This window comes from Mycobacterium sp. (assembly GCF_004298145.1).
In the GTDB taxonomy this organism is placed as follows: domain Bacteria; phylum Actinomycetota; class Actinomycetes; order Mycobacteriales; family Mycobacteriaceae; genus Mycobacterium.
The window spans coordinates 104036-129810 of record NZ_SCRH01000011.1 but is presented as its reverse complement, the minus strand read 5'-3'; the positions used below and the strand labels follow the sequence as shown (position 1 = coordinate 129810).

At 67.7% G+C, this 25775-nt stretch carries 24 protein-coding genes, 1 tRNA gene and 1 pseudogene; 19 read left to right on the top strand and 7 right to left on the bottom strand.

What is annotated here, in order from left to right:
* Window positions 1-14: 14 nt before the first annotated feature.
* From hrcA to era, 8 genes are all read left to right on the top strand, one after another.
* Window positions 15-1046 (top strand): heat-inducible transcriptional repressor HrcA, encoded by a 1032-nt coding sequence (gene hrcA / locus EPN51_RS04105; RefSeq protein WP_293037484.1) that lies wholly within the window; start codon window positions 15-17, stop codon window positions 1044-1046.
* Between the two features lie 57 nt (window positions 1047-1103).
* Window positions 1104-2252, top strand: a complete 1149-nt coding sequence (dnaJ, locus tag EPN51_RS04100; RefSeq protein WP_293037481.1) for a molecular chaperone DnaJ — start codon at window positions 1104-1106, stop codon at window positions 2250-2252.
* 23 nt (window positions 2253-2275) lie between these two features.
* Window positions 2276-3037: a 16S rRNA (uracil(1498)-N(3))-methyltransferase gene (locus EPN51_RS04095; RefSeq protein WP_293037478.1), complete on the top strand. Its 762-nt coding sequence runs from the start codon at window positions 2276-2278 to the stop codon at window positions 3035-3037.
* 154 nt (window positions 3038-3191) lie between these two features.
* Complete coding sequence (locus EPN51_RS04090; protein ID WP_293037475.1) at window positions 3192-4250, top strand: PhoH family protein; 1059 nt, start codon at window positions 3192-3194, stop codon at window positions 4248-4250.
* 20 nt (window positions 4251-4270) lie between these two features.
* Window positions 4271-4804 (top strand): rRNA maturation RNase YbeY, encoded by a 534-nt coding sequence (gene ybeY, locus EPN51_RS04085; protein WP_293037472.1) that lies wholly within the window; start codon window positions 4271-4273, stop codon window positions 4802-4804.
* Between the two features lie 17 nt (window positions 4805-4821).
* Window positions 4822-6072 carry a hypothetical protein gene (locus EPN51_RS04080; protein ID WP_293037470.1) on the top strand — a complete coding sequence of 417 codons (1251 nt, stop codon included), beginning with the start codon at window positions 4822-4824 and terminating at the stop codon, window positions 6070-6072.
* A 42-nt stretch (window positions 6073-6114) separates the two neighbouring features.
* Window positions 6115-7425, top strand: a complete 1311-nt coding sequence (locus tag EPN51_RS04075; RefSeq protein ID WP_293037467.1) for a hemolysin family protein — start codon at window positions 6115-6117, stop codon at window positions 7423-7425.
* Window positions 7418-8317, top strand: coding sequence for a GTPase Era (gene era, locus EPN51_RS04070; RefSeq protein ID WP_293037464.1), 900 nt, complete (start codon window positions 7418-7420; stop codon window positions 8315-8317). The genes EPN51_RS04075 and era overlap by 8 nt, the downstream gene beginning before the upstream one ends.
* A 160-nt stretch (window positions 8318-8477) precedes the next feature.
* Here the strand turns inward: era and EPN51_RS04065 are convergent, their stop codons facing one another.
* Window positions 8478-9980, bottom strand: a complete 1503-nt coding sequence (locus EPN51_RS04065; RefSeq protein ID WP_293037461.1) for an amidase — start codon at window positions 9978-9980, stop codon at window positions 8478-8480.
* A 61-nt stretch (window positions 9981-10041) separates the two neighbouring features.
* Between EPN51_RS04065 and recO the strand changes: the two genes are divergently transcribed.
* Genes recO through EPN51_RS04050 form a run of 3 tightly spaced genes read left to right on the top strand, consistent with a single transcriptional unit; the run spans window position 10042 to window position 12177 of the window.
* On the top strand, window positions 10042-10839 hold the full coding sequence (recO, locus tag EPN51_RS04060; RefSeq protein ID WP_293037458.1) for a DNA repair protein RecO: 798 nt from the start codon (window positions 10042-10044) through the stop codon (window positions 10837-10839).
* On the top strand, window positions 10832-11749 hold the full coding sequence (locus tag EPN51_RS04055; RefSeq protein ID WP_293037455.1) for a decaprenyl diphosphate synthase: 918 nt from the start codon (window positions 10832-10834) through the stop codon (window positions 11747-11749). The genes recO and EPN51_RS04055 overlap by 8 nt, the downstream gene beginning before the upstream one ends.
* Window positions 11749-12177, top strand: coding sequence for a hypothetical protein (locus tag EPN51_RS04050; protein WP_293037452.1), 429 nt, complete (start codon window positions 11749-11751; stop codon window positions 12175-12177). Before EPN51_RS04055 ends, EPN51_RS04050 begins: the two co-directional genes overlap by 1 nt.
* Window positions 12178-12260: 83 nt before the next feature.
* On the opposite strand, the gene EPN51_RS04045 is transcribed toward EPN51_RS04050, so the two are convergent.
* A complete protein-coding gene (locus tag EPN51_RS04045) occupies window positions 12261-12653 on the bottom strand; it encodes a Fur family transcriptional regulator (RefSeq protein WP_293037449.1) in 393 nt (130 codons plus the stop codon).
* Window positions 12650-13078 (bottom strand): metalloregulator ArsR/SmtB family transcription factor, encoded by a 429-nt coding sequence (locus tag EPN51_RS04040; RefSeq protein WP_293037705.1) that lies wholly within the window; start codon window positions 13076-13078, stop codon window positions 12650-12652. Before EPN51_RS04040 ends, EPN51_RS04045 begins: the two co-directional genes overlap by 4 nt.
* A gap of 183 nt (window positions 13079-13261) precedes the next feature.
* Between EPN51_RS04040 and EPN51_RS04035 the strand changes: the two genes are divergently transcribed.
* The 3 genes and pseudogenes from EPN51_RS04035 to EPN51_RS04025 form a co-directional block, all read left to right on the top strand.
* Entirely contained in the window at window positions 13262-14653 is a 1392-nt protein-coding gene (locus tag EPN51_RS04035; protein ID WP_293037702.1) for a glycine--tRNA ligase, read from the top strand.
* A gap of 251 nt (window positions 14654-14904) precedes the next feature.
* Window positions 14905-16134: a PPE family protein gene (locus EPN51_RS04030; RefSeq protein ID WP_293037446.1), complete on the top strand. Its 1230-nt coding sequence runs from the start codon at window positions 14905-14907 to the stop codon at window positions 16132-16134.
* Window positions 16135-16628: 494 nt separating this feature from the next.
* Window positions 16629-16769 (top strand): annotated as a pseudogene (locus tag EPN51_RS04025) (hypothetical protein); the annotation flags it as partial.
* Between the two features lie 195 nt (window positions 16770-16964).
* Here the strand turns inward: EPN51_RS04025 and EPN51_RS04020 are convergent.
* Window positions 16965-18941: a TPM domain-containing protein gene (locus EPN51_RS04020; RefSeq protein WP_293037443.1), complete on the bottom strand. Its 1977-nt coding sequence runs from the start codon at window positions 18939-18941 to the stop codon at window positions 16965-16967.
* 89 nt (window positions 18942-19030) lie between these two features.
* Here EPN51_RS04020 and EPN51_RS04015 point away from each other — a divergent pair, with 89 nt between their 5' ends.
* From EPN51_RS04015 to dnaG, 3 genes are all read left to right on the top strand, one after another.
* A complete protein-coding gene (locus EPN51_RS04015) occupies window positions 19031-20308 on the top strand; it encodes a deoxyguanosinetriphosphate triphosphohydrolase (protein WP_293037440.1) in 1278 nt (425 codons plus the stop codon).
* A gap of 67 nt (window positions 20309-20375) precedes the next feature.
* Window positions 20376-20993: a superoxide dismutase family protein gene (locus tag EPN51_RS04010; RefSeq protein WP_293037438.1), complete on the top strand. Its 618-nt coding sequence runs from the start codon at window positions 20376-20378 to the stop codon at window positions 20991-20993.
* Between the two features lie 29 nt (window positions 20994-21022).
* The gene (gene dnaG / locus EPN51_RS04005; protein WP_293037435.1) at window positions 21023-22975 is read left to right on the top strand and encodes a DNA primase; all 1953 of its coding nucleotides are present in this window, start codon (window positions 21023-21025) and stop codon (window positions 22973-22975) included.
* On the opposite strand, the gene EPN51_RS04000 is transcribed toward dnaG, so the two are convergent.
* Complete coding sequence (locus EPN51_RS04000; protein ID WP_293037699.1) at window positions 22959-23237, bottom strand: hypothetical protein; 279 nt, start codon at window positions 23235-23237, stop codon at window positions 22959-22961. The two genes, dnaG and EPN51_RS04000, sit on opposite strands and share 17 nt — an antisense overlap.
* 228 nt (window positions 23238-23465) lie before the next feature.
* On the opposite strand from EPN51_RS04000, the gene EPN51_RS03995 reads away from it, so the two are divergent.
* Window positions 23466-23538: transfer RNA gene (locus tag EPN51_RS03995), tRNA-Asn, on the top strand.
* An 87-nt stretch (window positions 23539-23625) separates the two neighbouring features.
* Window positions 23626-23772 carry a muconolactone Delta-isomerase family protein gene (locus EPN51_RS03990; protein WP_293037433.1) on the top strand — a complete coding sequence of 49 codons (147 nt, stop codon included), beginning with the start codon at window positions 23626-23628 and terminating at the stop codon, window positions 23770-23772.
* A gap of 135 nt (window positions 23773-23907) precedes the next feature.
* Here EPN51_RS03990 and cysE read toward each other — a convergent pair whose 3' ends face one another.
* A complete protein-coding gene (cysE, locus tag EPN51_RS03985) occupies window positions 23908-24591 on the bottom strand; it encodes a serine O-acetyltransferase (RefSeq protein ID WP_293037431.1) in 684 nt (227 codons plus the stop codon).
* A gap of 2 nt (window positions 24592-24593) precedes the next feature.
* Window positions 24594-25526: a cysteine synthase A gene (gene cysK / locus EPN51_RS03980; protein WP_293037429.1), complete on the bottom strand. Its 933-nt coding sequence runs from the start codon at window positions 25524-25526 to the stop codon at window positions 24594-24596.
* Window positions 25527-25775: the final 249 nt, after the last annotated feature.

The following is a 25775-nucleotide window of genomic DNA, read 5'->3' as shown; positions in this document are numbered from 1 at the left end:
GGAGGTGACGAACAATGGGAAGTGCGGACGACCGTCGGTTTGAGGTGCTGCGGGCCATCGTCGCCGATTTCGTCGCCACCAAAGAACCGATCGGTTCCAAGGCGTTGGTGGAGCGTCATAACCTGGGCGTCTCGTCGGCGACCGTCCGCAACGACATGGCGGTGCTCGAGGCCGAGGGCTACATCGCCCAGCCGCACACCAGCTCCGGGCGGGTGCCCACCGAGAAGGGCTACCGTGAATTCGTCGACCGGCTCGACGGCGTCAAACCCCTGTCCTCGGCGGAACGGCGCGCGATCCAGGGCTTCCTCGAATCCGGTGTCGACCTCGACGACGTCCTGCGCCGCGCGGTACGGCTGCTGTCGCAACTGACCCGGCAGGTGGCCGTGGTGCAGTACCCGACGCTGTCGTCGTCGACCGTGCGCCACCTCGAAGTGATCGCCCTGACACCCGCGCGGCTGCTGATGGTCGTCATCACCGACTCCGGCCGGGTGGACCAGCGCGTCGTCGAGCTCGGCAACGTCCTCGACGACCACGAGCTTTCTCAGCTGCGGGAGATGCTCGGCCAGGCGCTGGTGGGCAAGAAACTGTCGGCCGCCTCGGTCGCGGTGGCCGACCTAGCCGGACAGCTGAGCAGCCCGGACGGCCTGGGTGACGCCGTGGGCCGATCGGCGACGGTGTTGCTGGAGTCACTGGTCGAGCACACCGAGGAACGCCTGCTGATGGGCGGCACCGCCAACCTGACCCGCAACGCCGCCGACTTCGGTGGCTCGTTGCGCTCCATCCTGGAAGCGTTGGAGGAGCAGGTGGTGGTGCTGCGGTTGCTGGCCGCCCAGCAGGAAGCCGGTAAGGTGACGGTGCGCATCGGCCATGAGACGGCCGCCGAGCAGATACTGGGCACCTCCATGGTGACGACCGCCTACGGCACCTCCGACACCGTTTACGGGGGAATGGGTGTGCTGGGGCCCACCCGGATGGACTATCCGGGAACTATCGCCAGCGTTGCTGCGGTTGCCCTTTATATCGGCGAAGTCCTGGGTGCTCGATGAACGCGCACCCGCAGTGTGGGTAGGCGCGGAGAAAGACCAGGTATAGGAGAGTCAGGCGTGGCACGCGATTATTACGGGCTGCTCGGTGTGGGCAGAAACGCCGGCGACGCGGAGATCAAGCGCGCATACCGCAAGTTGGCGCGCGAACTGCATCCCGACGTCAACCCCGACGAGGCCGCGCAGGCGAAGTTCAGGGAAATCAGCGTCGCCTACGAGGTGCTGAGCGACCCCGAGAAGCGGCGGATCGTCGACCTGGGCGGCGATCCGATGGAGAACGCGGCCGCGGCGGGCGGCGGTTTCGGCGGCGGTTTCGGCGGGCTGGGCGACGTGTTCGAGGCCTTCTTCGGTGGCGGCTTCAGCGGCGGCGGGACCTCCCGTGGCCCCATCGGGCGGGTACGGCCGGGCTCGGATTCGCTGCTGCGGATGCGGCTCGATCTCGAAGAGTGCGCGACCGGGGTGACCAAGCAGGTCACCGTCGACACCGCGGTGTTGTGTGACCGCTGCCAGGGCAAGGGCACCAACGGAGATTCGGCGCCGGTGCCGTGCGACACCTGCGGTGGTCGCGGCGAGGTCCAGACCGTGCAGCGCTCCCTGCTGGGGCAGGTGATGACGTCGCGGCCGTGTCCGACCTGCCGTGGCGTCGGCGTCGTCATCCCCGACCCATGCCACCAATGCATGGGCGACGGCCGGGTGCGCGCCCGCCGGGAGATCAGCGTCAAGATCCCCGCCGGTGTCGGCGACGGCATGCGCGTGCGGCTGGCCGCCCAAGGCGAGGTGGGACCCGGCGGGGGGCCGGCCGGTGATCTGTATGTCGAGGTTCACGAACAGAGCCACGACGTCTTCGTCCGCGAAGGCGACGACCTGCACTGCACGGTCTCGGTGCCGATGGTCGACGCGGCACTGGGCGCCACGGTCACCGTCGACGCCATCCTGGACGGGGTCAGCGAAATCACCATCCCGCCCGGCACGCAACCGGCGTCTGTCATCACGCTGCGGGGCCACGGGATGCCGCACCTGAGGTCGGGCACCCGCGGCGATCTGCATGTCCACGTCGAGGTGGTGGTTCCCGCCCGACTGGACGGCCGCGACACCGAACTGCTGCGCGAACTGAAGGCTCGGCGCAGCCGCGAGGTCCCCGAGGTTCGCTCGACCCACGCCGGCGGCGGATTGTTCAGCCGGCTGCGCGAAACCTTCACCGGGCGCTAGCCGGGAGCTGCGAAGGCGCGCCCATGGTCGCGACCCTGTTTTACACCGACGATCTGCCCGAGGCCGGCGCGCTGGCCGTCCTGGGCGGCGACGAGGGTTTTCATGCCGCCACCGTGCGGCGGATAAGGCCCGGTGAGCAGTTGGTGATCGGCGACGGCGCCGGCGGCCTGGCGCGCTGCGAGGTGGAGCACGCCGGGCGTGACGGGCTGCGGGCGCGGGTGCTGGAGCGCTGGAGCGTCGCGCCCGGGTGTCCGCCGGTGACGGTGGTGCAGGCCCTGCCGAAGTCGGAGCGTTCGGAGCTGGCCATCGAGTTGGCCACCGAAGCCGGCGCCGACGGCTTCCTGGCCTGGCAGGCGGCCCGTTGTGTGGCCAACTGGCACGGCGCCCGGGTCGACAAAGGTCTACGCCGATGGCGTGCCGTCGCCCGTTCGGCGGCCCGGCAATCCCGCCGGGCGCACATTCCGGCGGTCGACGGGGTGCTGTCCACCGCGGAGCTGACCTCGCGGGTTCGCGACGCGGTGGCGGCCGGGTCGGCGGTGCTGGCCCTGCACGAATCGGCCACCGATCGGCTACCCGACGTTGATCTCGCACGAGCGAGATCGGTGTTTCTGGTGGTCGGCCCGGAGGGCGGCATCGCCGATGACGAGATCGTGACGTTGACCGAGGCGGGCGCGGTGGCGGTCCGGCTCGGTCCGCAGGTGCTGCGGACGTCGACCGCCGCCGCGGTGGCGTTGGGCGCACTTGGGGTGCTGACGCCGCGATGGGATCACGCGTCGAGCTTGTGAGTGTTCAGACCTGCCGGCGAATCCCCCTGCTGCGGCACGGAACGGTCGTCGCGTCCTGCACATTGGGGCCAGCGTCGTCCCGGCGGTAGGATAAAAACGCTAGAAAACGCCACGATCGGCGACTACTTCACACAAGGCAGGCATCGAAAACCACGTGACGCCCCGCGAGACCAGCGCTGCTGACGCAGCCGGAGCCCTCCAGGCCGACGCTCAAGTTCGCAGCAGCATCAATGTTCCGCCCGATACCGTCATGGGCCTGCTGGGTTCGGCCGACGAGAACCTGCGCTCCCTGGAACGCATCTTGGCCGCCGACCTGCATGTACGTGGCAACACGGTCACCCTCTCCGGTGAGCCCGCCGACGTCGCGCTCGCCGAGCGGGTGATATCCGAGCTGGTCGCGATCGTGGAGGGCGGGCAGCCGCTGACCCCGGAGGTGGTTCGGCACAGCGTCGCCATGCTGGCCGGCACTGACAACGAGTCACCGGCCGAAGTGCTGACGCTGGACATCCTGTCGCGGCGCGGGAAGACGATCCGGCCCAAGACGCTCAACCAGAAGCGCTACGTCGACGCGATCGATGCCCACACCATCGTCTTCGGCGTCGGCCCGGCCGGCACCGGCAAGACGTACCTGGCGATGGCCAAGGCGGTCAACGCGTTGCAGACCAAACAGGTCAGCCGCATCATTCTGACCCGGCCGGCCGTGGAAGCCGGTGAGCGCCTTGGCTTTTTGCCGGGCACGCTCAGCGAGAAGATCGACCCGTACCTGCGGCCGTTGTACGACGCGCTTTACGACATGATGGATCCCGAGCTGATCACCAAGCTGATGTCAGCGGGCGTGATCGAGGTGGCGCCGCTGGCGTACATGCGGGGCCGCAGCCTCAATTCCGCGTTCATCGTCCTCGACGAGGCGCAGAACACCACCGCCGAGCAGATGAAGATGTTCCTCACCCGCTTGGGTTTCGGATCCAAGATCGTCGTCACCGGCGACATCACCCAGATCGATCTTCCGGGCGGCGCCAGGTCGGGTTTGCGCTCGGCGATGGAGATCCTCGACAGCGTCGACGACATCCACGTCGCGGAACTGACCAGTACGGACGTGGTGCGCCACCGGCTGGTCTCCGAAATCGTGGATGCCTATGCGAAGTTTGAAGAACCGGACCTGACGATGAACCGGGCGGCGCGGCGTGCGTCGGGCTCGCGCGCTCGCCGATGATGGCGCCGTGAGCGGGTTCTATGAGCATTGAGGTATCCAACGAGTCCGGTATCGACGTCTCCGAAGCCGAGTTGATCAGCGTCGCGCGCTATGTCATCGCCAAGATGGACGTCAATCCGGCGGCCGAGCTGTCGATGGTGCTGTTGGACACCGCGGCGATGGCCGACCTGCACATGCGCTGGATGGACCTGCCCGGCCCCACCGACGTGATGAGCTTTCCGATGGACGAGCTCGAGCCGGGTGGTCGCCCGGACGCCCCGGAGCCCGGGTCCTCGATGCTGGGCGACATCGTGCTGTGCCCGGAATTCGCCGCTAGTCAGGCCGCGGCGGCGGGGCATAGCCTGGGGCACGAGCTGGCGCTGCTGACCGTCCACGGTGTGCTTCACCTGATCGGTTACGACCACGGTGAGCCGGACGAGGAAAAGGAGATGTTCGCTCTGCAGGACCGGTTGCTCGAAGAGTGGGTCGCCGACCAGGTCGAGGCCTACCGCCAGGACCGCCAGGAAGAGCGAGACCGCCGATTGCTGGACAAGTCAAGGTATTTCGACAATTGAGCCGACTCTGGATTCTGGTGGCGGCAGCCATAGCGTTCGCGCCGTTCTCGGTGATCGTCGCCACCACCGACACGATGGCGCAGGCGGCTCCCTGCGCCGGCGCGGGCGCGAACCCCGTGTCCTGCCAGCGCTGCATGTTCTACGTGAACGCCTATCACACGGCGAACGTGTGCAACGAAGACCGGCGCGGTGTCCAGGGCCCCCCGAGCAACGCGCCGACCCGGGCTCCGGAAGTGCCCATCCCCTCGTACGAGCCGCCCCCGCCCCCGCCGCCGGTGCAAAACCCACTGGTCCTCCCGCCGCCCAGCTCGGGTCAGAACACCGTCCCGGTGCTGGAGATCAATCCGCCGGGCCCCGATGCGCCACGAAACGCTCCGGTGGTGGCGCCGCCGAGAGGGCTGGATGCGCCCTCGCTGGCGATCGCGGCGACCAAGGCCGCGCCGGTGACCCGCGTTGACCCCGCGAACCCGCCGAAGCCGCCGACCGAGGTGGATTTCAACCAGCAGGTGCAGAACGTCGTGAGTTCCCACCGGCAAAACGTCGACATCCTCAAGGTCGACGATCAGCGGTTTGTCCGGCCGCGCCACTGGGACTACCTCGACTACGACGACCCCTATCGCCGCCCGACCCTCTACAACCCGCTCAATCAGGCGATGACGTTCCGCTACTTCTACAACGGCGCTTACCAGCAGCTATACGTGCCACACGGCGCCCGGATGGTGCTCGACGCCACGACCGTCGGCGTGGTCCCCTTCACCGCGGTCGGTGACAGCTATGTGGCCTCGGGCAGCTTCTACGGCGGGGGTTCAATACCGCTTAACGGCTACAACGGGCCGCCGCCACCGGACTACAGGCCGCCGGCGCCCCCGAAGCTGTACGAGAACGTCATAGTGTCCGTTCCCGCCAAAGGCGAGGCGGTGGAAGTGGGCCACGTGGCGGTGGTGGGGCACGACGGTAGCCAACCCGCGGGAAGCCAGGACACTTTCCTGCTCGACGACTCCACCTTGGCCTGGGGACAGATCGACAACTCCAGCAGCGCACCCGCCCAGATCCGGGTTATCAAGACCCAGCCGACGCCGACCGTCGGCCTGACCGACGACGGCAGCTATTTGGTGCTGCTGGCGGTTCACCACCAGGAGCCCGGTCAACCCAACCAATCCGGGTGGACCTTGGCGCTGCGCTTCGGCGGGTTTGCGGTGGTGGTGGGCCTGGTCGCCTGGCTGCTCAATCGCCGGAATCGCGGCCAGGGCGACGCCGCTGAGTCCTAGCGAAGCCACGGGGGAGTCAGTGACCAAGTCAAGGCACGACCATTGACCGGCTGGTCTGAGCTGCTCGGCGCGGTCGCGTTGATCGCGCTGGGCGGACTGTTCGCAGCGATCGATGCGGCAATCAGCACGGTGTCGCTGGCCCGGGTTCAGGAGATGGTGCGCGACGAGCGGCCCGGCGCGGTGGCGCTGTCCAAGGTGATGTTAGAACGACCCCGCTACATCAACCTCGTTGTGCTGCTGCGGATCACCTGCGAGATCACCGCCACCGTTCTGCTGGTGGTGTTCCTTTATGACAACTTCGGGCTGAGGTGGGGATTGTTCGGCGCCGCGGCCATCATGGTGGTCACCAGCTTCGTCTTCATGGGGGTGGGTCCACGCACCCTCGGCCGGCAGAACGCCTACTCCATTGCGTTGACGACAGTTCTTCCGTTGCAAGCGATCTCATGGTTGCTGATGCCGATCAGCCGGCTGCTGGTGGTGCTGGGTAATGCTGTCACCCCCGGCCGGGGGCTGAGAAACGGGCCGTTCGCCTCCGAGATCGAGTTGCGCGAGGTCGTCGACCTGGCCCAGCAGCGCGGTGTGGTCGCCGCCGAGGAGCGCCGGATGATCCAGTCGGTCTTCGAACTCGGAGACACCCCCGCTCGCGAAGTGATGGTGCCGCGCACCGAGATGATCTGGATCGAAAGCGACAAATTCGCCAGCCAAGCGATCAACCTGGCGGTGCGCAGCGGGCATTCACGCATGCCGGTGATCGGTGAGAACGTCGACGACATCGTCGGGGTCGTGTACCTGAAAGACCTTGTCCAGCAGACGGTTCTGTTGGGTGACGGTGGCCGGACCCCGCCGGTGTCGCAGGTAATGCGGCCGGCGGTCTTCGTGCCGGACTCCAAGCCCTTGGATGCGCTGCTGCGTGAAATGCAGCGCGACCGTAACCACATGGCGCTCCTCGTCGATGAATACGGTGCGATCGCCGGCCTGGTCAGCATCGAGGACGTCCTGGAAGAAATCGTCGGTGAGATCGCCGACGAGTACGACCAGGCGGAGACGGCACCGATAGAAGACCTGGGCGACAAACGTTTCCGGGTATCGACGCGGCTGCCGATCGAAGACCTCAGCGAGCTCTACGGCGTGCAGTTCGACGACGACCTCGACGTCGACACCGTGGGTGGCCTGCTCGCCTTGGAATTGGGTCGGGTCCCGCTGCCGGGCGCCGAGGTGATCTCGCACGGTTTGCGGCTGCATGCCGAAGGCGGCACCGATCACCGGGGGCGGGTACGTATCGGCACCGTCCTGCTCAGCCCTGTCGAATCCGACGGCTCACCCGATGGCGAGGAATCCGCGCAGCATGACTGAATTCCGTTCAGGCTTCGTATGTTTGGTCGGCAGACCCAATACCGGGAAGTCGACACTGACGAATGCGCTCGTCGGGACGAAGGTCGCGATCACCTCGAAGCGGCCGCAGACCACCCGGCACACCATCCGCGGGATCGTGCACCGGAACGACTTCCAGATCATTCTGGTCGACACACCGGGTCTGCACCGCCCGCGCACCTTGCTGGGCAAGCGGCTCAACGACTTGGTGCGCGACACCTATGCCGAGGTCGACGTGATCGGGCTGTGCATCCCGGCCGACGAGGCGATCGGTCCGGGGGACCGGTGGATCGTCGAGCAGATTCGCGCGACCGCGCCCAAGACGACATTGGTCGCCATCGTCACCAAGATCGACAAGACGCCCAAAGACCGGGTCGCCGCGCAGTTGGTCGCGGTCAGCGAGCTGGTCGGCGACTCGGCCGAGATCGTGCCGGTATCGGCGGTGACCGGGACGCAGGTCGACATCTTGATCGAGGTGCTGTCCGCGGCGCTGCCACCCGGGCCTGCCTACTACCCCGACGGTGAGCTGACCGACGAACCCGAAGGGGTCTTGATGGCCGAGCTCATCCGGGAGGCGGCCCTGGAGGGGGTGCGCGACGAGCTCCCGCACTCGTTGGCGGTGGTCATCGACGAGGTCAACCGGCGGGAGGGGCGCGACGACCTGATCGACGTGCATGCGCTGCTCTACGTCGAACGCGACAGCCAGAAGGGCATCATCATCGGCAAAGGCGGCGCCCGGCTGCGGGAAGTCGGTACCGCCGCACGCGCCCAGATCGAGAAGCTGCTCGGCACCAAGGTTTACCTCGATCTGCGCGTCAAGGTCGCCAAAAACTGGCAGAGCGACCCCAAACAGCTTGGCCGGCTGGGCTTTTAGCGACCCGCAATCTTTTGTGTACAGGCGGCAAACCCGCCGCGCGACTGATCCGCCGCTTCGGGCAGATTCATGTCGGCGCCCGCACCGGAGCAAAGATAGTCCAGCACAGCATCATTGAGACGCCCACCCGGCACGACGGCGGGACGCGCCGCCCCGCCTCTCAGCCGCTGGACGCGGGCGCCGGAGGAGTGTCCGTGTTCTGGTTCCACCAGGCCTGAGGCTGTTCGCTCGCCCATCCGCACACGGCTTCCAGCTCGGCGGCCAGCGAAATCAGCATGCCCTCGCTGTTGGCCGGACCCATCAGCTGCACACCGATCGGCAAGCCGTCGGAGGTGAAGCCCGCCGGGACGTTGATGGACGGCCACCCCAGGACGTTCCACGGGAACGTCAGCGGGCAGGCCGCGATCATGGCGCGGTCGGTGCCGATGCCACCCAGCCGGTCGAAGGCCCGCGCCAGCGGCGGGGGCTGGGCGGTGGTCGGTGCCAACACCACGTCGACGATGTCGAAGATCGAGCCCACCCGGCGCTGGTCGGCCGTCTCGTGGTGGCGCGCGCTGCGCAGAATCGCCTGGCCCAGCGCGGCACCCATGCGCAGGTTGGACAGGGTGCGGGGGTCCAGCACGACGCCGTCGCCCAAGCGCTCCTCCCAGTCCCGCAGACCCGCGGTGGACCGGGCGAGAAAGTCCCACGACAGCCGCATGCCGTAGTCCGGGTTGCCGGGCACCACGGCGTGGCCCAGCAGTTCGAGTTGTTTGCCCACGGCGCGTGTCGCGGCCAGGATCTCCGGGTGCAGCTTGGCCCGGAAACCGGTGTACGGGAACCGGGTTGACAGCGCGATGTTCAGCGGGCCGGGTGCCTTCCCGACATAGTCGGAGGCGGTGATCGGAGGCGGTTTGTGTCGATCGCCCTCGACGTTGCCGGAAGCGGCGTCGAGCACCAACGCCGCGTCGGCCACCGTGCGGGCCAGCACGCCGTTGACCGTGACGCCGTTGAACGCCTCCGGCAGCGGCCACGTCGAGATGCGTCCGCGCTGCGGCTTGATGCCCACCAGGTGCGTCCACGCCGCGGGGATGCGGATGCTGCCGGCGCCGTCGGACCCGATGGCGGCCGTGACCAGGCCCGCGGCCACCGCTGCGGCGCTGCCGCCCGACGAACCGCCGGGGGTGTGCCGGCGCGACCAGGGGTTGCGGGTATGCCCGAAACCGGGCCCGCTGGTAAACGGCCATTGGCCGAGTTCGCAGGTGTTGGTCTTGCCCACGATCACCGCGCCGGCGGCCTTGAGGCGGCGCACCACCTCGGCGTCGTGCGTCGCCGGCGCGACCGGCCCCTCGGTCCCGAACGCGGTGGGCACACCGGCTACGTCGACGTCGTCTTTGACGGCGATCGGAATCCCCAGCAGCGGGGCGGTGTCACCGGCGGCGCGTCGCCGGTCGGCCTCGGCCGCGTCGGCCAGCGCCGACTCGGTGAGCACCACCCGGAAGGCGTTCAGCGTGGGCTGGCTCGCATGGATGGCGTGCAGCGAACGACCCACCAGTGTGGTGGACGTCACCGAGCGGCTGGCCAGCTGATAGAGCAGGTCAGTCAGGGTGGGCAGGCGCCGGCGGCCCGGCCCGGAACCCGAGCCGGATAGGGGCCCAGAACCCGACCCAGAAGCGCCAATCACGGGGTACGAGACTAACGGCGCGGATACCCGCAATGTCGCGGCGGGGTGCAAAACTATGGGGATGCGGCTATACCGAGACCGAGCTGTTGTGCTTCGCCAGCACAAGCTCGGCGAAGCCGACCGGATCGTCACCCTGCTGACCCGTGATCACGGGCTGGTCCGCGCGGTGGCCAAGGGCGTGCGTCGCACCCGCAGCAAATTCGGTGCGCGGCTGGAGCCGTTCGCGCATATCGACGCGCAATTACATCCCGGCCGCAACCTCGACATCGTCACCCAGGTCGTCTCGATCGACGCGTTCGCCACCGACATCGTCAGCGACTACGGCCGTTACACCTGCGGGTGCGCCATGCTGGAAACCGCCGAACGCCTCGCCGGTGAGGAACGAGCGCCCGCCCCGGCCCTGCACGGCCTCACGGTGAGCGCCCTGCGGGCGGTGGCCGACGGCCGTCGATCCCGGGACCTCCTGTTGGACGCCTACCTGCTGCGCGCGATGGGCATCGCCGGATGGGCGCCAGCGCTGACCGAGTGCGCCCGTTGCGCCACCCCCGGCCCCCATCGCGCGTTCCATGTCGGCGCCGGCGGCAGCATCTGCACCCACTGCCGCCCGGCCGGTTCGACAACACCGCCTCCGGGGGTGCTGGATCTGATGTCCGCACTCCACGACGGCGATTGGGACTTCGCCGAAAAGACGCCGCAATCGCACCGCAACCACGTCAGCGGTCTGGTGGCGGCGCACCTGCAGTGGCATTTGGAGCGGCAGCTCAAGACGTTGCCGCTCGTAGAACGGACATATCACGTCGACCGCACCATCGCCGATCAGCGCGCAGCGCTGATCGGGCAGGATATGGACTGTGGCTAAAGTCTGGGCCGGCGGCTCTGGCCGGAAGGCCGAGCGCGCCTCGGGGCCGGCCGATTTCCCGCAGCTGGCCCCCGCGCCCGACGACTATCCGGTCTTTCCCGACAAGTCGACCTGGCCGGTCGTCTTTCCGGAGCTGCCGCCGTCCGCCGACGGCAGCCCGAGCCGGCCCCCGCAGCACATCTCCAAGGCGGCCGCGCCCAGGATCGAGGCCGACCGGTTGCCCAACCACGTGGCCATCGTCATGGACGGCAACGGCCGCTGGGCCACCCAACAGGGACTGACCCGCACCGACGGCCACCGGGCGGGCGAGGCCGTTGTCATCGATATCGTCTGTGGCGCAATCGAAATCGGGATCAAATGGCTCAGCCTGTATGCCTTCTCCACCGAGAACTGGAAGCGTTCGCCCGATGAAGTCCGCTTTCTGATGGGCTTCAACCGCGACGTGGTGCGCATGCGGCGGGTGAACCTCAAAACGATAGGGGTCAAGATCCGGTGGGTCGGTTCGCGGCCCCGCCTGTGGCGCAGTGTGATCAATGAATTGGCGATCGCGGAGGATATGACGAAGGACAACGACGTCATCACCGTCAACTACTGCGTCAACTACGGCGGCCGCGCCGAAATCGCCGAGGCCACAAAGGAAATCGCACGCCTGGCCGCGGCCGGCCGGCTCGACCCGGAGCGCATCACCGCGTCGACGGTGGCGAATCATCTGCAGCGGCCCGACATTCCCGACGTGGATCTGTTCTTGCGGACCTCGGGGGAGCAGCGGTCCAGCAATTTCATGTTGTGGCAGGCGGCGTACGCCGAGTACATCTTCCAGGACAAGTTGTGGCCCGACTATGACCGGCGCGACTTGTGGGCCGCCTGCGAGGAATACGCCTCGCGCAATCGCAGGTTCGGGAGCGCATAGTGCCGTCGCTGCAGGAGCGTCTGTCGTCGATCCTCGGCGATGTCCTGTCGCTGCAGGAGGAGGCCGACGGCGCGCTGACGGTCCATCATGACGGCACCATCGCATCGCTGCGGGTGGTCAATATCGCCGAAGGCCTCGATCTGGTGTCGCTCACCCAGATAGTGGCGTGGGATCTGCCGCTGACCAAGAAGATCAGCGACCACGTGGCCAAGCAGGCGCGCGACAGCAACTTCGGCAGCGTGAGCCTGATCGAGAAGGTCAATGACAAGGCCGTGCAGCGCAATTCGGGCAAGGGTGCGGCCAAAAGCGCCGACGTGATGCTGCGCTACAACTTTCCCGGCGCCGGCCTGGCCGACGAGGCGCTACGGACCTTGATCTTGTTGGTGCTGGACACCGGCGCCCAGATACGCCGGACGCTGACGCGGTAATCGCTGACAATCGCCCAGTGTGCGGCCAGCCGCACGTTGGACGCCGAACGTGCGGCTGGCCGCACACTCGCCGGGCATCCCGGTCAGCGCACGCACTCTGAACAGGTGCCGAAGATTTCGATGGTATGGCTGACGTCGGAGAAGCCATGCTTGGCGGCCACGGCCGTCGCCCATTCCTCGACCTCGTGATCGCCCACCTCGATGGTGGACCCGCAACTGCGGCAGACCAGGTGGTGGTGATGGTGCTCCGAACATCTGCGGTAGACCGATTCGCCGGTGTCGGTGCGCAGCGTGTCGATCATTCCCGCCGCGGCCATCGACTGCAGCGTGCGATAGACGGTGGTCAGCCCGATGTTCTCGCCGCGCCGGCGCAACTCGTCATGCAGCTCCTGGGCCGAGCGGAACTCGTCGAGGGTCTCCAACAACGTGGAGATCGCCGCACGCTGACGGGTGGAGCGGACACTCGCTCCTGTCATTGATGCGGCTCCTCACTCGCGTGCGCGACCGCGTCCACGACGATGTGCGCGAGGTGATGATCGGCGAGCCGGTACAGCACTTCGCGGCCCGATCGCTCGCCGGCGACCACGCCCGCCGCCTTCAGGATCTTCAGATGCTGGCTGACCAGCGGCTGGGGCACCCCGAGCGCGTCCACCAGCTCGTGCACGCAGCGATGGGACTCGCGCAATTGCAGCACGATGGCGATGCGCACGGGCGCCGCCAGCGCGCGCAACAACTCGCCCGCGGCGTCGAGGATCTCGCGCGGCGGCGGGACGGGGTAATCGGCCCGCCCGGCGTGCCCACCGGCGCCGAGTCCGCCATGGTCAAGGGCGAGCGCGCCCAGGTCCGTTCCCATGTCGCCATCGGTGGCGGCCGGCATCGAGGGAGAGGGTGAGGGGGACATCATGGGAGCGGCATCACCTCGAGAAGTGCCAGGTAGTGGGAGAGTATCCGCCATATCGGCTGCCTTCCACTGTCACATGCATGATGACGCATGTCAAAGACCACGGCGCCGATCGCTACCATGACTGATGCTCCGCGCGCGGCGGTCGACCGCCCAGCGTGCCCACCCAACCCCGGAAAGGGAGTGCACCGCCCCGTGGCGTCCGTCATCGACACCGTAGTGAACCTGGCCAAACGGCGCGGCTTCGTCTTCCCCTCGGGAGAGATCTACGGCGGAACCCGGTCGGCGTGGGACTACGGCCCGTTGGGTGTGGAGTTCAAAGAGAACATCAAGCGGCAGTGGTGGCGCTCGGTGGTCAGCGGACGCGACGACGTCGTCGGCCTGGACTCGTCGATCATCTTGCCGCGTCAAGTGTGGGTGGCCTCCGGCCACGTCGAGGTCTTCCACGACCCGCTGGTCGAGTCGTTGATCACGCACAAGCGCTACCGCGCCGACCATCTCATCGAGGCCTACGAGGCAAAGCACGGCCACCCGCCGCCCAACGGACTGGCCGACATCCGCGACCCGGACACCGGCGAACCGGGGCAGTGGACCGAGCCCCGCGAATTCAACATGATGCTCAAGACCCACCTGGGTCCCATCGAGACCGAGGAAGGCCTCCACTACCTGCGACCGGAGACCGCGCAGGGCATCTTCGTCAACTTCGCCAACGTGGTGACGACCGCCCGCAAGAAGCCGCCCTTCGGTATCGGTCAGATCGGCAAGAGTTTTCGCAACGAGATCACCCCGGGCAACTTCATTTTCCGGACGCGCGAGTTCGAGCAAATGGAAATGGAGTTCTTCGTCGAGCCCTCGACCGCGAAGGAATGGCATCAGTATTGGATCGACACCCGGCTGCAATGGTATGTCGAGCTGGGTATCGATCCGGAGAACCTGCGGTTGTTTGAACACCCGGCCGACAAACTGTCGCACTACTCCGATCGCACCGTCGACATCGAGTACAAATTCGGCTTCGCCGGTAATCCGTGGGGCGAGCTGGAGGGCGTCGCCAACCGCACCGATTTCGACTTGTCGACGCATTCAAAGCATTCCGGGGTCGACCTGTCGTTCTACGACCAGGCCACCGACGCGCGGTACATCCCGTATGTCATCGAACCGGCGGCCGGTCTGACGCGGTCGTTCATGGCCTTCCTGATCGACGCCTACGTCGAGGACGAAGCCCCGAACGCCAAGGGTGCGATGGAAAAGCGCACCGTTCTGCGGCTGGACCCGCGGCTGGCCCCGGTCAAGGCGGCGGTGCTCCCGCTGTCCCGGCACGCCGACCTGAGTCCCAAGGCCCGCGATCTGGCCGCCGAGCTGCGCAAGTTTTGGAATATCGATTTCGACGACGCCGGCGCGATCGGGCGGCGTTATCGGCGCCAGGACGAGATCGGCACGCCGTTCTGTGTGACGGTGGATTTCGACTCACTCGAGGACAACGCGGTGACGGTGCGCCGGCGCGACGACATGTCCCAGGAGCGGGTCGCGATGAATACGGTGGCCGATTATCTGGCGACACGGCTCAAAGGCTGCTAGTCGCCGGGCCGTCGCCAAGGTGCCCGCTCCGGGTCCCGTTGCGTCGGTGCACGTCTGGCCGATTCGCGCGGAACCGATTCTTGGGCCGTCACTGCGCCGGATTTGCGAAGTAAGGTTTGCTTAAAATTCCGGCCTTTGGCGGTGGGGGTGCCTTAGGATCTGCTCCGGGGCATAAGTCGATAACTAGTGAGCCTCGGGCGGATGTCGACCGTCCGGTGCAGGAGCCGTTGACTCGGTCGGTTGGGGTGTGAATGATTCCCGCGTTTTTGTTCTTCCCTCCGGAGATCAACTCGGCTTTGATATTCGGCGGCGCCGGTTCCGGACCTCTATTCGAGGCGGCGTCGGCCTGGGATGGATTGTCTGTTGATCTGTCGTCCTCGGCGTCGTCCTTTAACACCGTGGTGACCGACCTGGCGGCGACCGCCTGGATGGGACCGGCGTCGGTATCGATGACCGCGGCCGCGGCCCCCTACGTGCAGTGGCTGCTCATCGCCGCGGCGGAGGCGGAGGTGGCGGCGATGCAGGCCCGGCTGGCGGCGATGGCGTTCGAGGGCGCGTTGGTGGCGACGGTGCCGCTGCCGGAGGTACTGGCGAATCGCGCCCGGTTGCTCATCTTGATCGCGACGAACTTCTTGGGCCAGAACTCGGCGGCGATCGCGCAGACCGAGCTCGAGTACGTCGAGATGTGGGCGCAGGATGTGGCCGCGATGGTGGGCTACCACGCGGGGGCTCAAACGCTGGCGGAGACGTTGCCGATGTTCGGCGCGCCGCCCGCGGGCCTCGCCGGCGGCGCGGCGTCCTCGGGTCTGGCGGGCCTGGCGGACCTGGTGACCGCGCCCCTGACGTTTGCGTCGCAGTTTTTCCAGGGGTTGTCGTCACTGGGGACCGCGTTCGTTTCTCAGCTGCAGTCGGTGTTCATGGCGTTCTCGCCGGCCGTGTCGTCGCTGACGTCGTTGATGACGTCGACGCCGGTGGCGACCTTGACGACGGTGGCGCAGGCCGGAATGTACCCGGCAACCGCGCTGGTGCCGCCCATGGTGACGCTGGCCCAGAACGCCGGTCCGGTGGTGGCGTCGGCGCCGGCGGCAACGCCGGCACCGGCCTTGGTCGGTGCCACCAATGTGGCCGCCGATGCCCCGCACCGCGTCACCAGCGTCCTCTCCGACCTGCAGCCGTTGAGCGGCGGAGGGCTGGGCGCCCTGGGCGTCGCGTCGGCGGGCCTGGGTAGTGCGCGGTTTGTCGGGACGATGTCGGTGCCCGCGACGTGGCAAGGTTCGATGCCGGCCTATGTGCCCGCTCCGGCGATGTCGGGCGTGGCCGGCGGAGCGGCGACCACGGCGGCGGTGGGAGCGGCTGGATCGGGCAGCGGCGTGCCGATGACGGCCATGCCCGTGGGCGAGAAGAACCCCAAGGGCGAGGACCGTGGCACCAAGGCGGAGGTGGTGCGGTCCCGGCCAAAGGTGGTGCCGCGGCACCGATAGCCGACGATGCCGCTGTTGCGGATGTGCCTGGAGTGCCCGGCGGTAAGGAAACAGAATTTCTGGTTGTGTTGGCCCAGCCGGGAACCGGCCTCGTGTCGCAATGCGCGATTTCATCTAATACGTCCGGTAGAAACCACAACCGGCCCGCTCGCTCGCCCGTGCTCCCCGGGAGGAAACGATTCGGGTCGGGAGGGAGTTGGATCGCCGCCGTCTGGCCTAAAGCGCTGCGCGCCAAGGTCTTGCGGTCGCGGATCAGCTGCCGGTGGTCCCGGACGGGCATGAGCCGGCGGGTTTCATCGGCGAGCCTTGCCCGCGCGTCGGCCCTCATCACCCGGGCCGCGAACGGCCCGCGTCGTCCGACACACGCTCGAAATAAGGAAAATTGGCAATTCCCGCATATTTTCTTCAGTTTGTCTTACGATATGAGCCGGTTGGTGTAAATAGATTCGCCACAGCGCCCGAAACGCTTAGATCGGCTGTGGAAGGGGGCAGGGGTGCTTTTGCCTCTCGGTTCACCGTTACCGAATGACACGGTGGCGGCAGTACGCGGTGAGTCCGGCGTGCTCGGTGGTTTGTCGGTGCCACTCAAGTGGGGCGTGGTCGTTCCACCGGACGACTACGACCACTGGGCACCGAAGACGGACGCGAGCGCCGAAACCGCCGAGGAGACGGTCGATGCGCCCGGCCCGACGGCGGTCGCGGACGGCGTCTGGAGCGGGTGGGAAGGCGAAGCGCCGCCGCGGCCCGTGGGTGTGATACCGCATTCCCCGGCAGCCGGCTGACATCGGGCAGAGAATCGAAACTTGCTGCGGTAGCCCGCGTGCGGCGACTCAGAAGCGGCCGCCGCCACCCATGAAACCGCCGTCGGAAGAACCCGGGGCGCCGCCGAACGACGTCGGGCTCCAGCCGCCGAATCCCCCCCGCCTGCCGCCACTGAGCAGGTCGCCGATGATGATGCCGCCGAGCATCGCGCCCATATCACTGCCGCCGCGACGGGTGTAGGCGCGCTGCATCGTTTGCACGTCGCCGTTGGCCAGCGACTGGGCATTGGCGGCCAGCGTCGACGCCGCATTGGCGTGGGCGATCGCTTCGGTCGGGTTCGTCGCTCCCTTGTCCTCTGCGGCCTGCAGGTGACGTTTGGCTTCGGCCAGCCGGGTGCGGGCTTCGGGCCCGATGCTGCCCCGCCGCGTGTCGATGTAGTCGGACACCGCGCGCACCCGCGATTGGGCGGTGAACAACGCCTGCTCCAGCGATCGGCGGAGTTGCTCGGCGCTGGCCTGCTCTTCAGCCATGGTGGCCAGCAGCCCGTTGAGTCGCGCCTCGGCCTTGGTCAGCTGTCCGAACGCGGCCAGCGGATCGTCGGAACCACCGGCCCGTGCGCTCTCGACGGCCCTGGCGGCCGCGTCGCGGGCCCCCACCAACTCGGTTGTGTGCGCGGATTTTGTCTGCAGCAGTTCGTCGGCCCGCTCGATGCCCTTGCGGATCTCGGCCATGGCCGACGGCAGTCGGTCGATGGCGTGCCGAATGTCGCTGGCCGCGTTGTCCACCGCGTCGAGCAGCGCACGCGCCTGCCCGAGGGCCGACTCGGCGGCGCGGACGGCATCGACCAGACCGGCTTGCTGACCGGTGACGGCGTGGGCCGCAAGCTCGCGGGCTTTGCCGATGTTGCGGTCGGCGAACGTCAGCCGCTCCTTGGCCGTCGTGACATTGCCGGACACCGAAGTCAGTGCGGCAGCATTGAAGTCGTTGTGCAGCGCTGCGAGCCGTTGCTCCGCCGGGGCTATGCGGGTGGTCAGTTCCACGTACTGCTGCGTCAGCGCATCCAGCCGCGAGGAAGCGTTGATCACCAAATCGCGCAACCCCTCGAACGCCTCGGTTTGTGACTCGAGCTCGCGGTCGGCTCGCGCCGCCAAGGCGACCACCCGGGTGAGCAGCTCGCGGCGCTGCGCCGGTGTCTCCGGCGTGTCGTCGTCCAGCTGTTGGCGCACCGTGAACGCTTGGGACAGAGCCGCTTTGGCGTTGGTCACGGCCTGGGTGAATGGCTGGGTTCGCTGTTCGCCGAATTCGGCAACCGCCAGCTCTAGTTCGTTGGCGCTGGTGCGTAGCGCGTTGTCGACGTCCACCACCAGCGCGCGAGACAGGTCGTCGAGCGCCTGCACCGGCACCGCGGTCAGCGCGTTGACGTCGGTGGGGTCGACTCGGCGTGCGGCGGCCAATGCCGCGGCCCGCCGGCGCCGCCCGCGATGACGCATCATGAGCAGCAGGCCTGCCAGCGCGATGAGAATGCCCGCCAGCGTGGCCAACAGGATCATCCGGCCCGACGAACCGGGTGATGCGTCGAGTCCGTCGGCCGCCGCCACCGCGGCACCACCCCAGTCGCCGCGGTGCAGGGCGGGTTCGATCTTGTTGCGCCGCAAGTCGTCGACCTGACTTGCGTTGACGCTCTTGATCGTGGACGACACCAGGAAGGCGTATGCGCGGCTGGTGGTGGCGACGGCCAGCAGCGCGTCGTAGTCGCCCAGGTCGCTGGCGCGCAGGGTGCGCTGCGCCCACCCGGTCGCGGTCTGGCCGGAGAAATCATCGACGTAGACCACCCAGAGCCGGATGTGGCGATCGGTGTAGAGCTTGTTGACGGCGGCAGTGACCGCGGTGCGACCGGAATCCGACAAGACCCCCGCGTTGTCGGTGATGTAGTCGGCCAACCGGAATGGTGGTTGCGCGCTGACAGAAGGTGCCAGCAGCAGCCCGCCGCCGAGGCCGACCGTGAGGAGCGTCGCGAGCGCGGCGAGCAGGCGAGCGGTGCGCATAGGGCCAATCTAGCCTCGGGGACGACACAGGCCGGCAGGCCTGAGTCGAGCCGGACTTCGGCGGGCATTCCCTGGCAGACTGTGCGTCGGTGACCAGGAATCAGCAGGACCCCTACGACGACTTCGACCGTCAGCGGCGGGTAGCCGAAGCGGCGAAGACTGCGGGCCTGCCGGGCACCGAAGGTCAGCACCGCACCGACTTCGCCCGCGACCGCGCCCGCGTCTTGCACAGCGCCGCCCTGCGCCGGCTGGCCGACAAGACCCAGGTCGTCGGGCCGCGGGAAGGTGACACGCCTCGCACCCGGCTGACGCACTCCCTCGAGGTCGCCCAGATCGGGCGGGGAATGGCCGTCGGGCTGGGCTGCGACCTCGACCTGGTCGAGCTGGCGGGCCTGGCCCACGACATCGGTCACCCGCCCTACGGCCACAATGGCGAACACGCGCTCGACGAGGTCGCGGCGAGCTATAACGGCTTCGAGGGCAACGCCCAGAATTTCCGCATCCTGACCAGTATTGAGCCCAAAGTAGTTGATGCACAAGGTAATAGCGCGGGGTTGAACTTGACTCGCGCGTCGCTGGACGCGGTCACCAAGTATCCGTGGCACCGCGGCGAAGGACCTGAAGAGGGGACACGCAAGTTCGGGTTCTACGACGCCGACCGCGAGCCGGCGGCCTGGGTGCGGGCGGGCGCACCGGAGGGCCGGATGTGTCTGGAGGCGCAGGTGATGGACTGGGCCGACGACGTGGCCTACTCGGTGCACGACGTGGAGGACGGCGTCGTTTCCCAACGCATCGACCTGCGGGTGCTCGCCGACGATGACGAGGCCGCGGCGCTGGCCAAACTGGGCGAGACCGAACTTTCCCGCGTGCGCGCCGACGATTTCATGGCGGCCGCGCGACGGCTGTCCGCGCTGCCGGTGGTCGCCGCCGTGGGCAAGTACGACGCCACGCTCGCGGCGTCGGTCGCACTCAAGCGGTTGACCAGCGAGCTGGTCGGCAGGTTCGCCTCGGCCGCCATCGCCACCACCCGCGCGGCGGCCGGGCCCGGACCGCTGGTGCGCTACCGGGCCGAGTTGCAGGTTCCCGACCTGGTGCGCGCCGAGGTCGCATTGCTGAAAATCCTGGCGTTGCAATTCATCATGTCCGATCCGCGGCACCAGGAAACCCAGGCCCGGCAGCGTGAGCGCATCCACCGGGTGGCGCACTGGCTGCATGCCGGAGCGCCCCGAACCCTCGATCCGGTCTTTGCTGCGGCCTTCAACACCGCGGCCGACGACGGCGCCCGGTGGCGGGCCATCGTCGATCAGATCGCCTCCTACACCGAGGGTCGGCTGGAACGGATCGACTCCCGCCAGGCCGGTTCGTAGTGCGTCGTCGGCCACAAGTCGTCCGGTGCGGGAATCGGCGCGGCCGCCGCGAGTTAGGCTGCCCGACATGAAGAAATTCAGCGGCTCGCCTTTGATGGCCTCCCTCGTGGTGGGGCTTCCCGTCCTCGCCATGACTGCCTGCAGTTCACCGCAGCATGCGAGCAGCCGGCCGGGCACCACCCCTCCGGTGAAGACCGCCGCGCCGACGGCCTCCGGTGAGACGACGACCCCGGCACCCGGCGGCGGCTCGCTCACCGCGGAATTGAAGGCGCCCGACGGTCGGACGGCGGCCACCGCGACCTTCGACTTCACCGGCAACTATGTGACCGTCACCGTCAAGACGGTGGCGACCGGCATCCTGACCCCCGGCCTGCACGGCATGCACGTCCACGAGATCGGCAAGTGCGAGCCGAACTCGGTGGCCCCCACCGGCGGTGCGCCCGGCAACTTCTTGTCCGCCGGCGGTCACTACCAGGCCCCCGGACACACCGGTAAGCCCGAGAGTGGCGATTTGGCGACGCTCGAGGTGCGCCAGGACGGCGCGGCCTACCTGGTCACCACCACCGACTCGTTCACCCGGGACGACCTGCTGGCCGGTAACAAGACCGCACTGATGCTGCACGGCGCCCAGGACACCGAGAACGCGATGGATCGGGTCGCGTGCGGTGTCATCGGAACCGGCTAGCCTTCCCCGTCGCGCCTTAGACTGAGCCGATGTCAAGCCCGGCAGGTTCATGGCGTGAGGGCGATGGGCGGGCCCGGGGCCGCGGCCGGATTCCCGACCGCGACATCGCCGCCATCCGCGAACGGGTGCGCATCGACGAAGTGGTCGGCGATTACGTGCAGTTGCGGCGCGCCGGCGCGGATTCGCTCAAGGGGTTGTGTCCGTTTCATGACGAGAAGTCGCCGTCGTTCCACGTCCGGCCCAACCATGGCCACTTTCACTGTTTCGGCTGTGGCGAGGGCGGTGACGTGTATGCGTTCATCCAGAAGATCGAGCACGTCAGTTTTGTCGAGGCGGTCGAGCTGCTCGCCGACCGGATCGGTCACACCATCACTTACTCCGGCCCGGCGACCAGTGTGCAGCGCGACCGTGGCAGCCGCAGCCGGCTCGTCGCGGCCAACGCGGCCGCGGCGGAGTTTTACGCGGCGGCGCTGGAATCCGAGGAGGCGGCACCGGCCCGAAAATATCTGACCGAACGGAACTTCGATGCCGAGGCGGCCCACCATTTCGGTTGCGGCTTCGCGCCGTCAGGCTGGGACTCGCTGACAAAGCACTTGGTGCGCAAGGGTTTCGAGTTCAAAGAGCTGGAAACGGCCGGCCTGTCGCGGCAGGGGCGCCGCGGACCGATGGACCGCTTCCATCGCCGGCTGTTGTGGCCCATCCGTAGCTCGGCCGGCGAGGTGATCGGTTTCGGTGCCCGGCGGTTGTTCGACGACGACCCGATGGAAGCCAAGTACATCAATACGCCCGAGACGCTGCTGTACAAGAAATCCAACGTGATGTTCGGCATCGACTTGGCCAAACGCGACATCGCCAAGGGGCACCAGGCCGTCGTCGTCGAGGGCTACACCGACGTGATGGCGATGCACCTGGCCGGGGTCACCACCGCCGTGGCCTCGTGCGGCACCGCTTTCGGTGACGAGCATCTGGCGATGCTGCGCCGACTGATGATGGACGACAGCTTCTTTCGCGGCGAACTGATCTACGTTTTCGATGGCGACGCCGCCGGGCGGGCCGCCGCCCTCAAGGCGTTCGGCGGCGAACAGAATCTGGCGGGGCAGTCCTTTGTGGCCGTCGCGCCCGACGGCATGGATCCCTGCGATTTGCGGCTGAAGTCCGGCGACGGCGCCCTGCGCGATCTGGTGGCCCGGCGAACGCCGTTGTTCGAGTTCGCGATACGTTCGGCGCTCGCCGAGATGGACCTGGACAGCGCCGAGGGCCGGGTTGCCGCGCTACGCCGCTGCGTGCCCATGGTGGGCCAGATCAAGGACCCCACGCTGCGCGACGAGTACGCCCGCCAGCTCGCCGGGTGGGTCGGCTGGGACGATGTCCCGCAGGTCATCGACCGGGTGCGCAGCCAGTCCAAGAACGCCAAGGCCCCGGCCCGCGGCGGATCGGGACCCAAGGTCTCCCGCCGCGCGGAGCAGCCCCCCGCCGCGGCCCAGCCCGCCGCCAGTCGTCCCGATCCCCGGGAACCGACCCTGTGGCCCCAACGGGAGGCACTCAAGTCGGCCCTGCAGTACCCGGCGCTGGCCGGGCCGGTATTCGACACGCTGACCGTCGAAAGCTTCACCCATCCCGGGTACGCGGCCATCCACGCGGCCATCGAGACCGCCGGTGGCACGTCGAGCGGGGTCACCGGAGGGCAGTGGATCGAGGCGGTGCGCGATCAGGCCCCCTCGCCGCTGACGGCGGGCCTGATCAGCGAACTGGGTGTCGAGGCCATCCAGGTCGACGAGGAGAAAATGCCGCGCTATATCGCCGGTGTGCTGGCCCGGCTGCAAGAGGTGTGGATGGGCCGGCAGATCGCCGAGGTGAAGTCGAAGTTACAGCGCATGTCGCCGATAGAGCAGGGCGACGAGTACCACGCGCTGTTCGGCGACCTGGTGGCGATGGAGGCCTACCGGCGAAGCCTGTTGGAGCAGGCTAGCGGCGACGACTAGAGGCCTCGAGCGCGTCGTCGGCCGACGGCTCGACGTCGCGGTCCATGATTGCGGTTTGGTCGTCGATCTCCGCCAGCGTCACAAAGCCGGCGTCGGGGGAGATCCGATTCGCGACCTTGCGGCGTCCCCCCTCGATCATCGACCTGGCCACGGGGCTACTGGTCAGCGCGCGATAGGTGCCGACGATCTGCTCGTATCGCCGACGACCGGCCTTCGAGCCCAGCACGTAACCCAGTCCCAGCACCACGACATACCGGATCAAAGCGTTCCTCCCGACGATCGATGGCTCCATCCTGCCTCACCGGGTGGGGTGCGCGCGCGGTCGCCACGGGCTCGATGGTGGCGACCCGCTGTGCCCGGCTGCGCCGCGCTGGCGATCGCCACGGGTCCGATGGTGGCGACCCGCTTGCTGTACTCGGCAGGTGGGGTGGCCCGCGCCAGTTGGGCGTGGTCGTGCCGGTACGCTAGAGTCGTCCCGCGATCGGGTTAGTCCCCTGTAGCTCAATTGGCAGAGCATTCGGCTGTTAACCGAAGGGTTCCTGGTTCGAGTCCAGGCGGGGGAGCAATTTTTCCAGGTTCCGCGGCCCCGGCCACCGCCGGTCGCAAATGTCGCCGCCCCCAGGTATCGAACCCCCTCGATGATGTCGGCGATGGAATTCACGGCGTTCTGGGTGACGATGACCACGCGCATTCCCGACGGCACGCCGCCGGAAGCCGTCGGCGACGTCCGGGCCCGAGAGGCCGCGCCTTCCCGCGAACTGGCGCCCCGGGGCTACCCGCGGCGCTCGAGGAGATAATCGCGTCGATGCCGCTGCGCGTCTGGCGTGCCGATGAGGTGACGCCGCTGCGCCCACATCCCAATGACCCCGCCGCCGCGTCGGCGAACCAGCTTGTTGCCCAGCGGCTTTCGCCCGGGACGGCAGTGGCCGTCGTCAGATGGAGAAGTCCTCACCGTGCCAGACGCCAGCCTCGGGCGGGCGGATGACCTGGCCAGATTGCTGCCCGTCGCTTAATGCCTCCAGCTTGTCGACCCTGGTCAACAACGACTGCAGACTGACGCCCACGAGGTCCGGCATCATCGAATCGTCCGGACTGCTGCGCCCGTGGCGGCTGATGACCTGTCCGGGGACTCCAATGACAACGGCGCTGGATGGAACCGGTTTGACCACAACAGCATTGGCGCCAATCCGGCTATCGTCACCAATTTTGATCGCGCCCAGGACTTTCGCGCCGGCACCGATGATCACCCGGTCCCCGACGGTGGGGTGACGCTTTCCGGTGTCCGAGCCGCTACCACCAAGGGTGACGCCGTGATACAGCGTGACGTCGTCACCAACCTCCGCCGTCTCCCCGATCACGACGCCGGTCGCGTGGTCGATAAACAGACCACCGCCCAGGACGGCACCCGGGTGGATGTCGACCCCCGTCACGATACGAGTGAATTCGGCCAACGTCCGCGCCACCACCCGCGCGCCACGGTTCCACAGCCAGTGGGTGATGCGGTGGCCCCAGATGGCGTGCACGCCGGGATAGGCGAGTATCACTTCCAGCGTGGTGGGGGCCGCCGGATCGCGCTGCTTGGCAGCCTGGATATCACGCCGTATGGCTGCGAGCATGGCTAGTCCGCCAGGTCGGCGTAGAGCGCTGTGCTCAGATAACGCTCGCCGAAGTCGGGCAGCACCACGACGACGAGCTTGCCGGCGTTTTCGGGTCGGCGGGCCACCTGCAGGGCAGCTACCACGGCCGCTCCGGAGGAGATCCCGGCCAGCAGCCCTTCTTCTGTGGCGAGCCGCCGCGCCAGGGTGAGCGATTCCTCGTTGCCGACGGTGATGACTTCGTCGACCAGATCCTCGTCGAGCACCGACGGGATGAACCCGGCACCGAGGCCTTGGATCGGGTGTGGCCCCTTCTGTCCACCGGACAGGACCGGTGAGGCGGCCGGTTCGACCGCGATGATTTGCGCCGCCGGCTTGCGCTGCTTGATGACCTGAGCGACGCCGGTGATGGTGCCGCCGGTGCCCACCCCGGCCACGAAGATGTCGACCTGCCCGTCGGTGTCGCGCCAAACTTCTTCGGCGGTGGTTGTTCGGTGGATCGCGGGGTTGGCCGGGTTCTCGAATTGCTGCGGGACGAAATACCGCTGGTCGGACTTGGCCAACTCCTCGGCCTTCGCGATCGCGCCCGGCATGCCGTCAGCACCCGGCGTCAGGACGATTTCGGCGCCGTAGGCCCGCAGCAGCATCCGCCGTTCGACACTCATTGTGTCGGGCATGGTCAGCACGCATCGGTAGCCCCGCGCCGCGCAGACCATCGCCAGCGCGATGCCGGTGTTCCCGCTCGTCGGCTCGAGGATGATCGTGTCAGGCTTGATCAATCCAGCCTTCTCGGCCGCATCGATCATCGCTACCCCGATGCGGTCCTTGACGCTGTTCCCCGGGTTGAAGAATTCCAGCTTGGCAACGACATCGGCGACAGCACCCTCGCTGACGCGACGCAGCCGCACCAGCGGCGTGTTTCCGATTACCTGTGTGACGTCTTCGGCGATGCTCATCTGTTTTCCTCAACGATGTCAGAACAGGACGTTTCGGCCTGCCAGCGGATGCCACTGTGGGTTGTGGACTCGGATGGGACCCGGTTCGGTGTAGATATATAGGTCATTGCTGGTTGATCTTCCTGAATGGCTTGTGAGCAGCGCCTGATTGGGTTCCGACCGGCGAACTGGTGATGCTGTCCGCGTCTGGCGCCACACGTTGTTGAGCGTCGGAAGGCGTCAGGAAATCAACGACAACAACGGCCCATG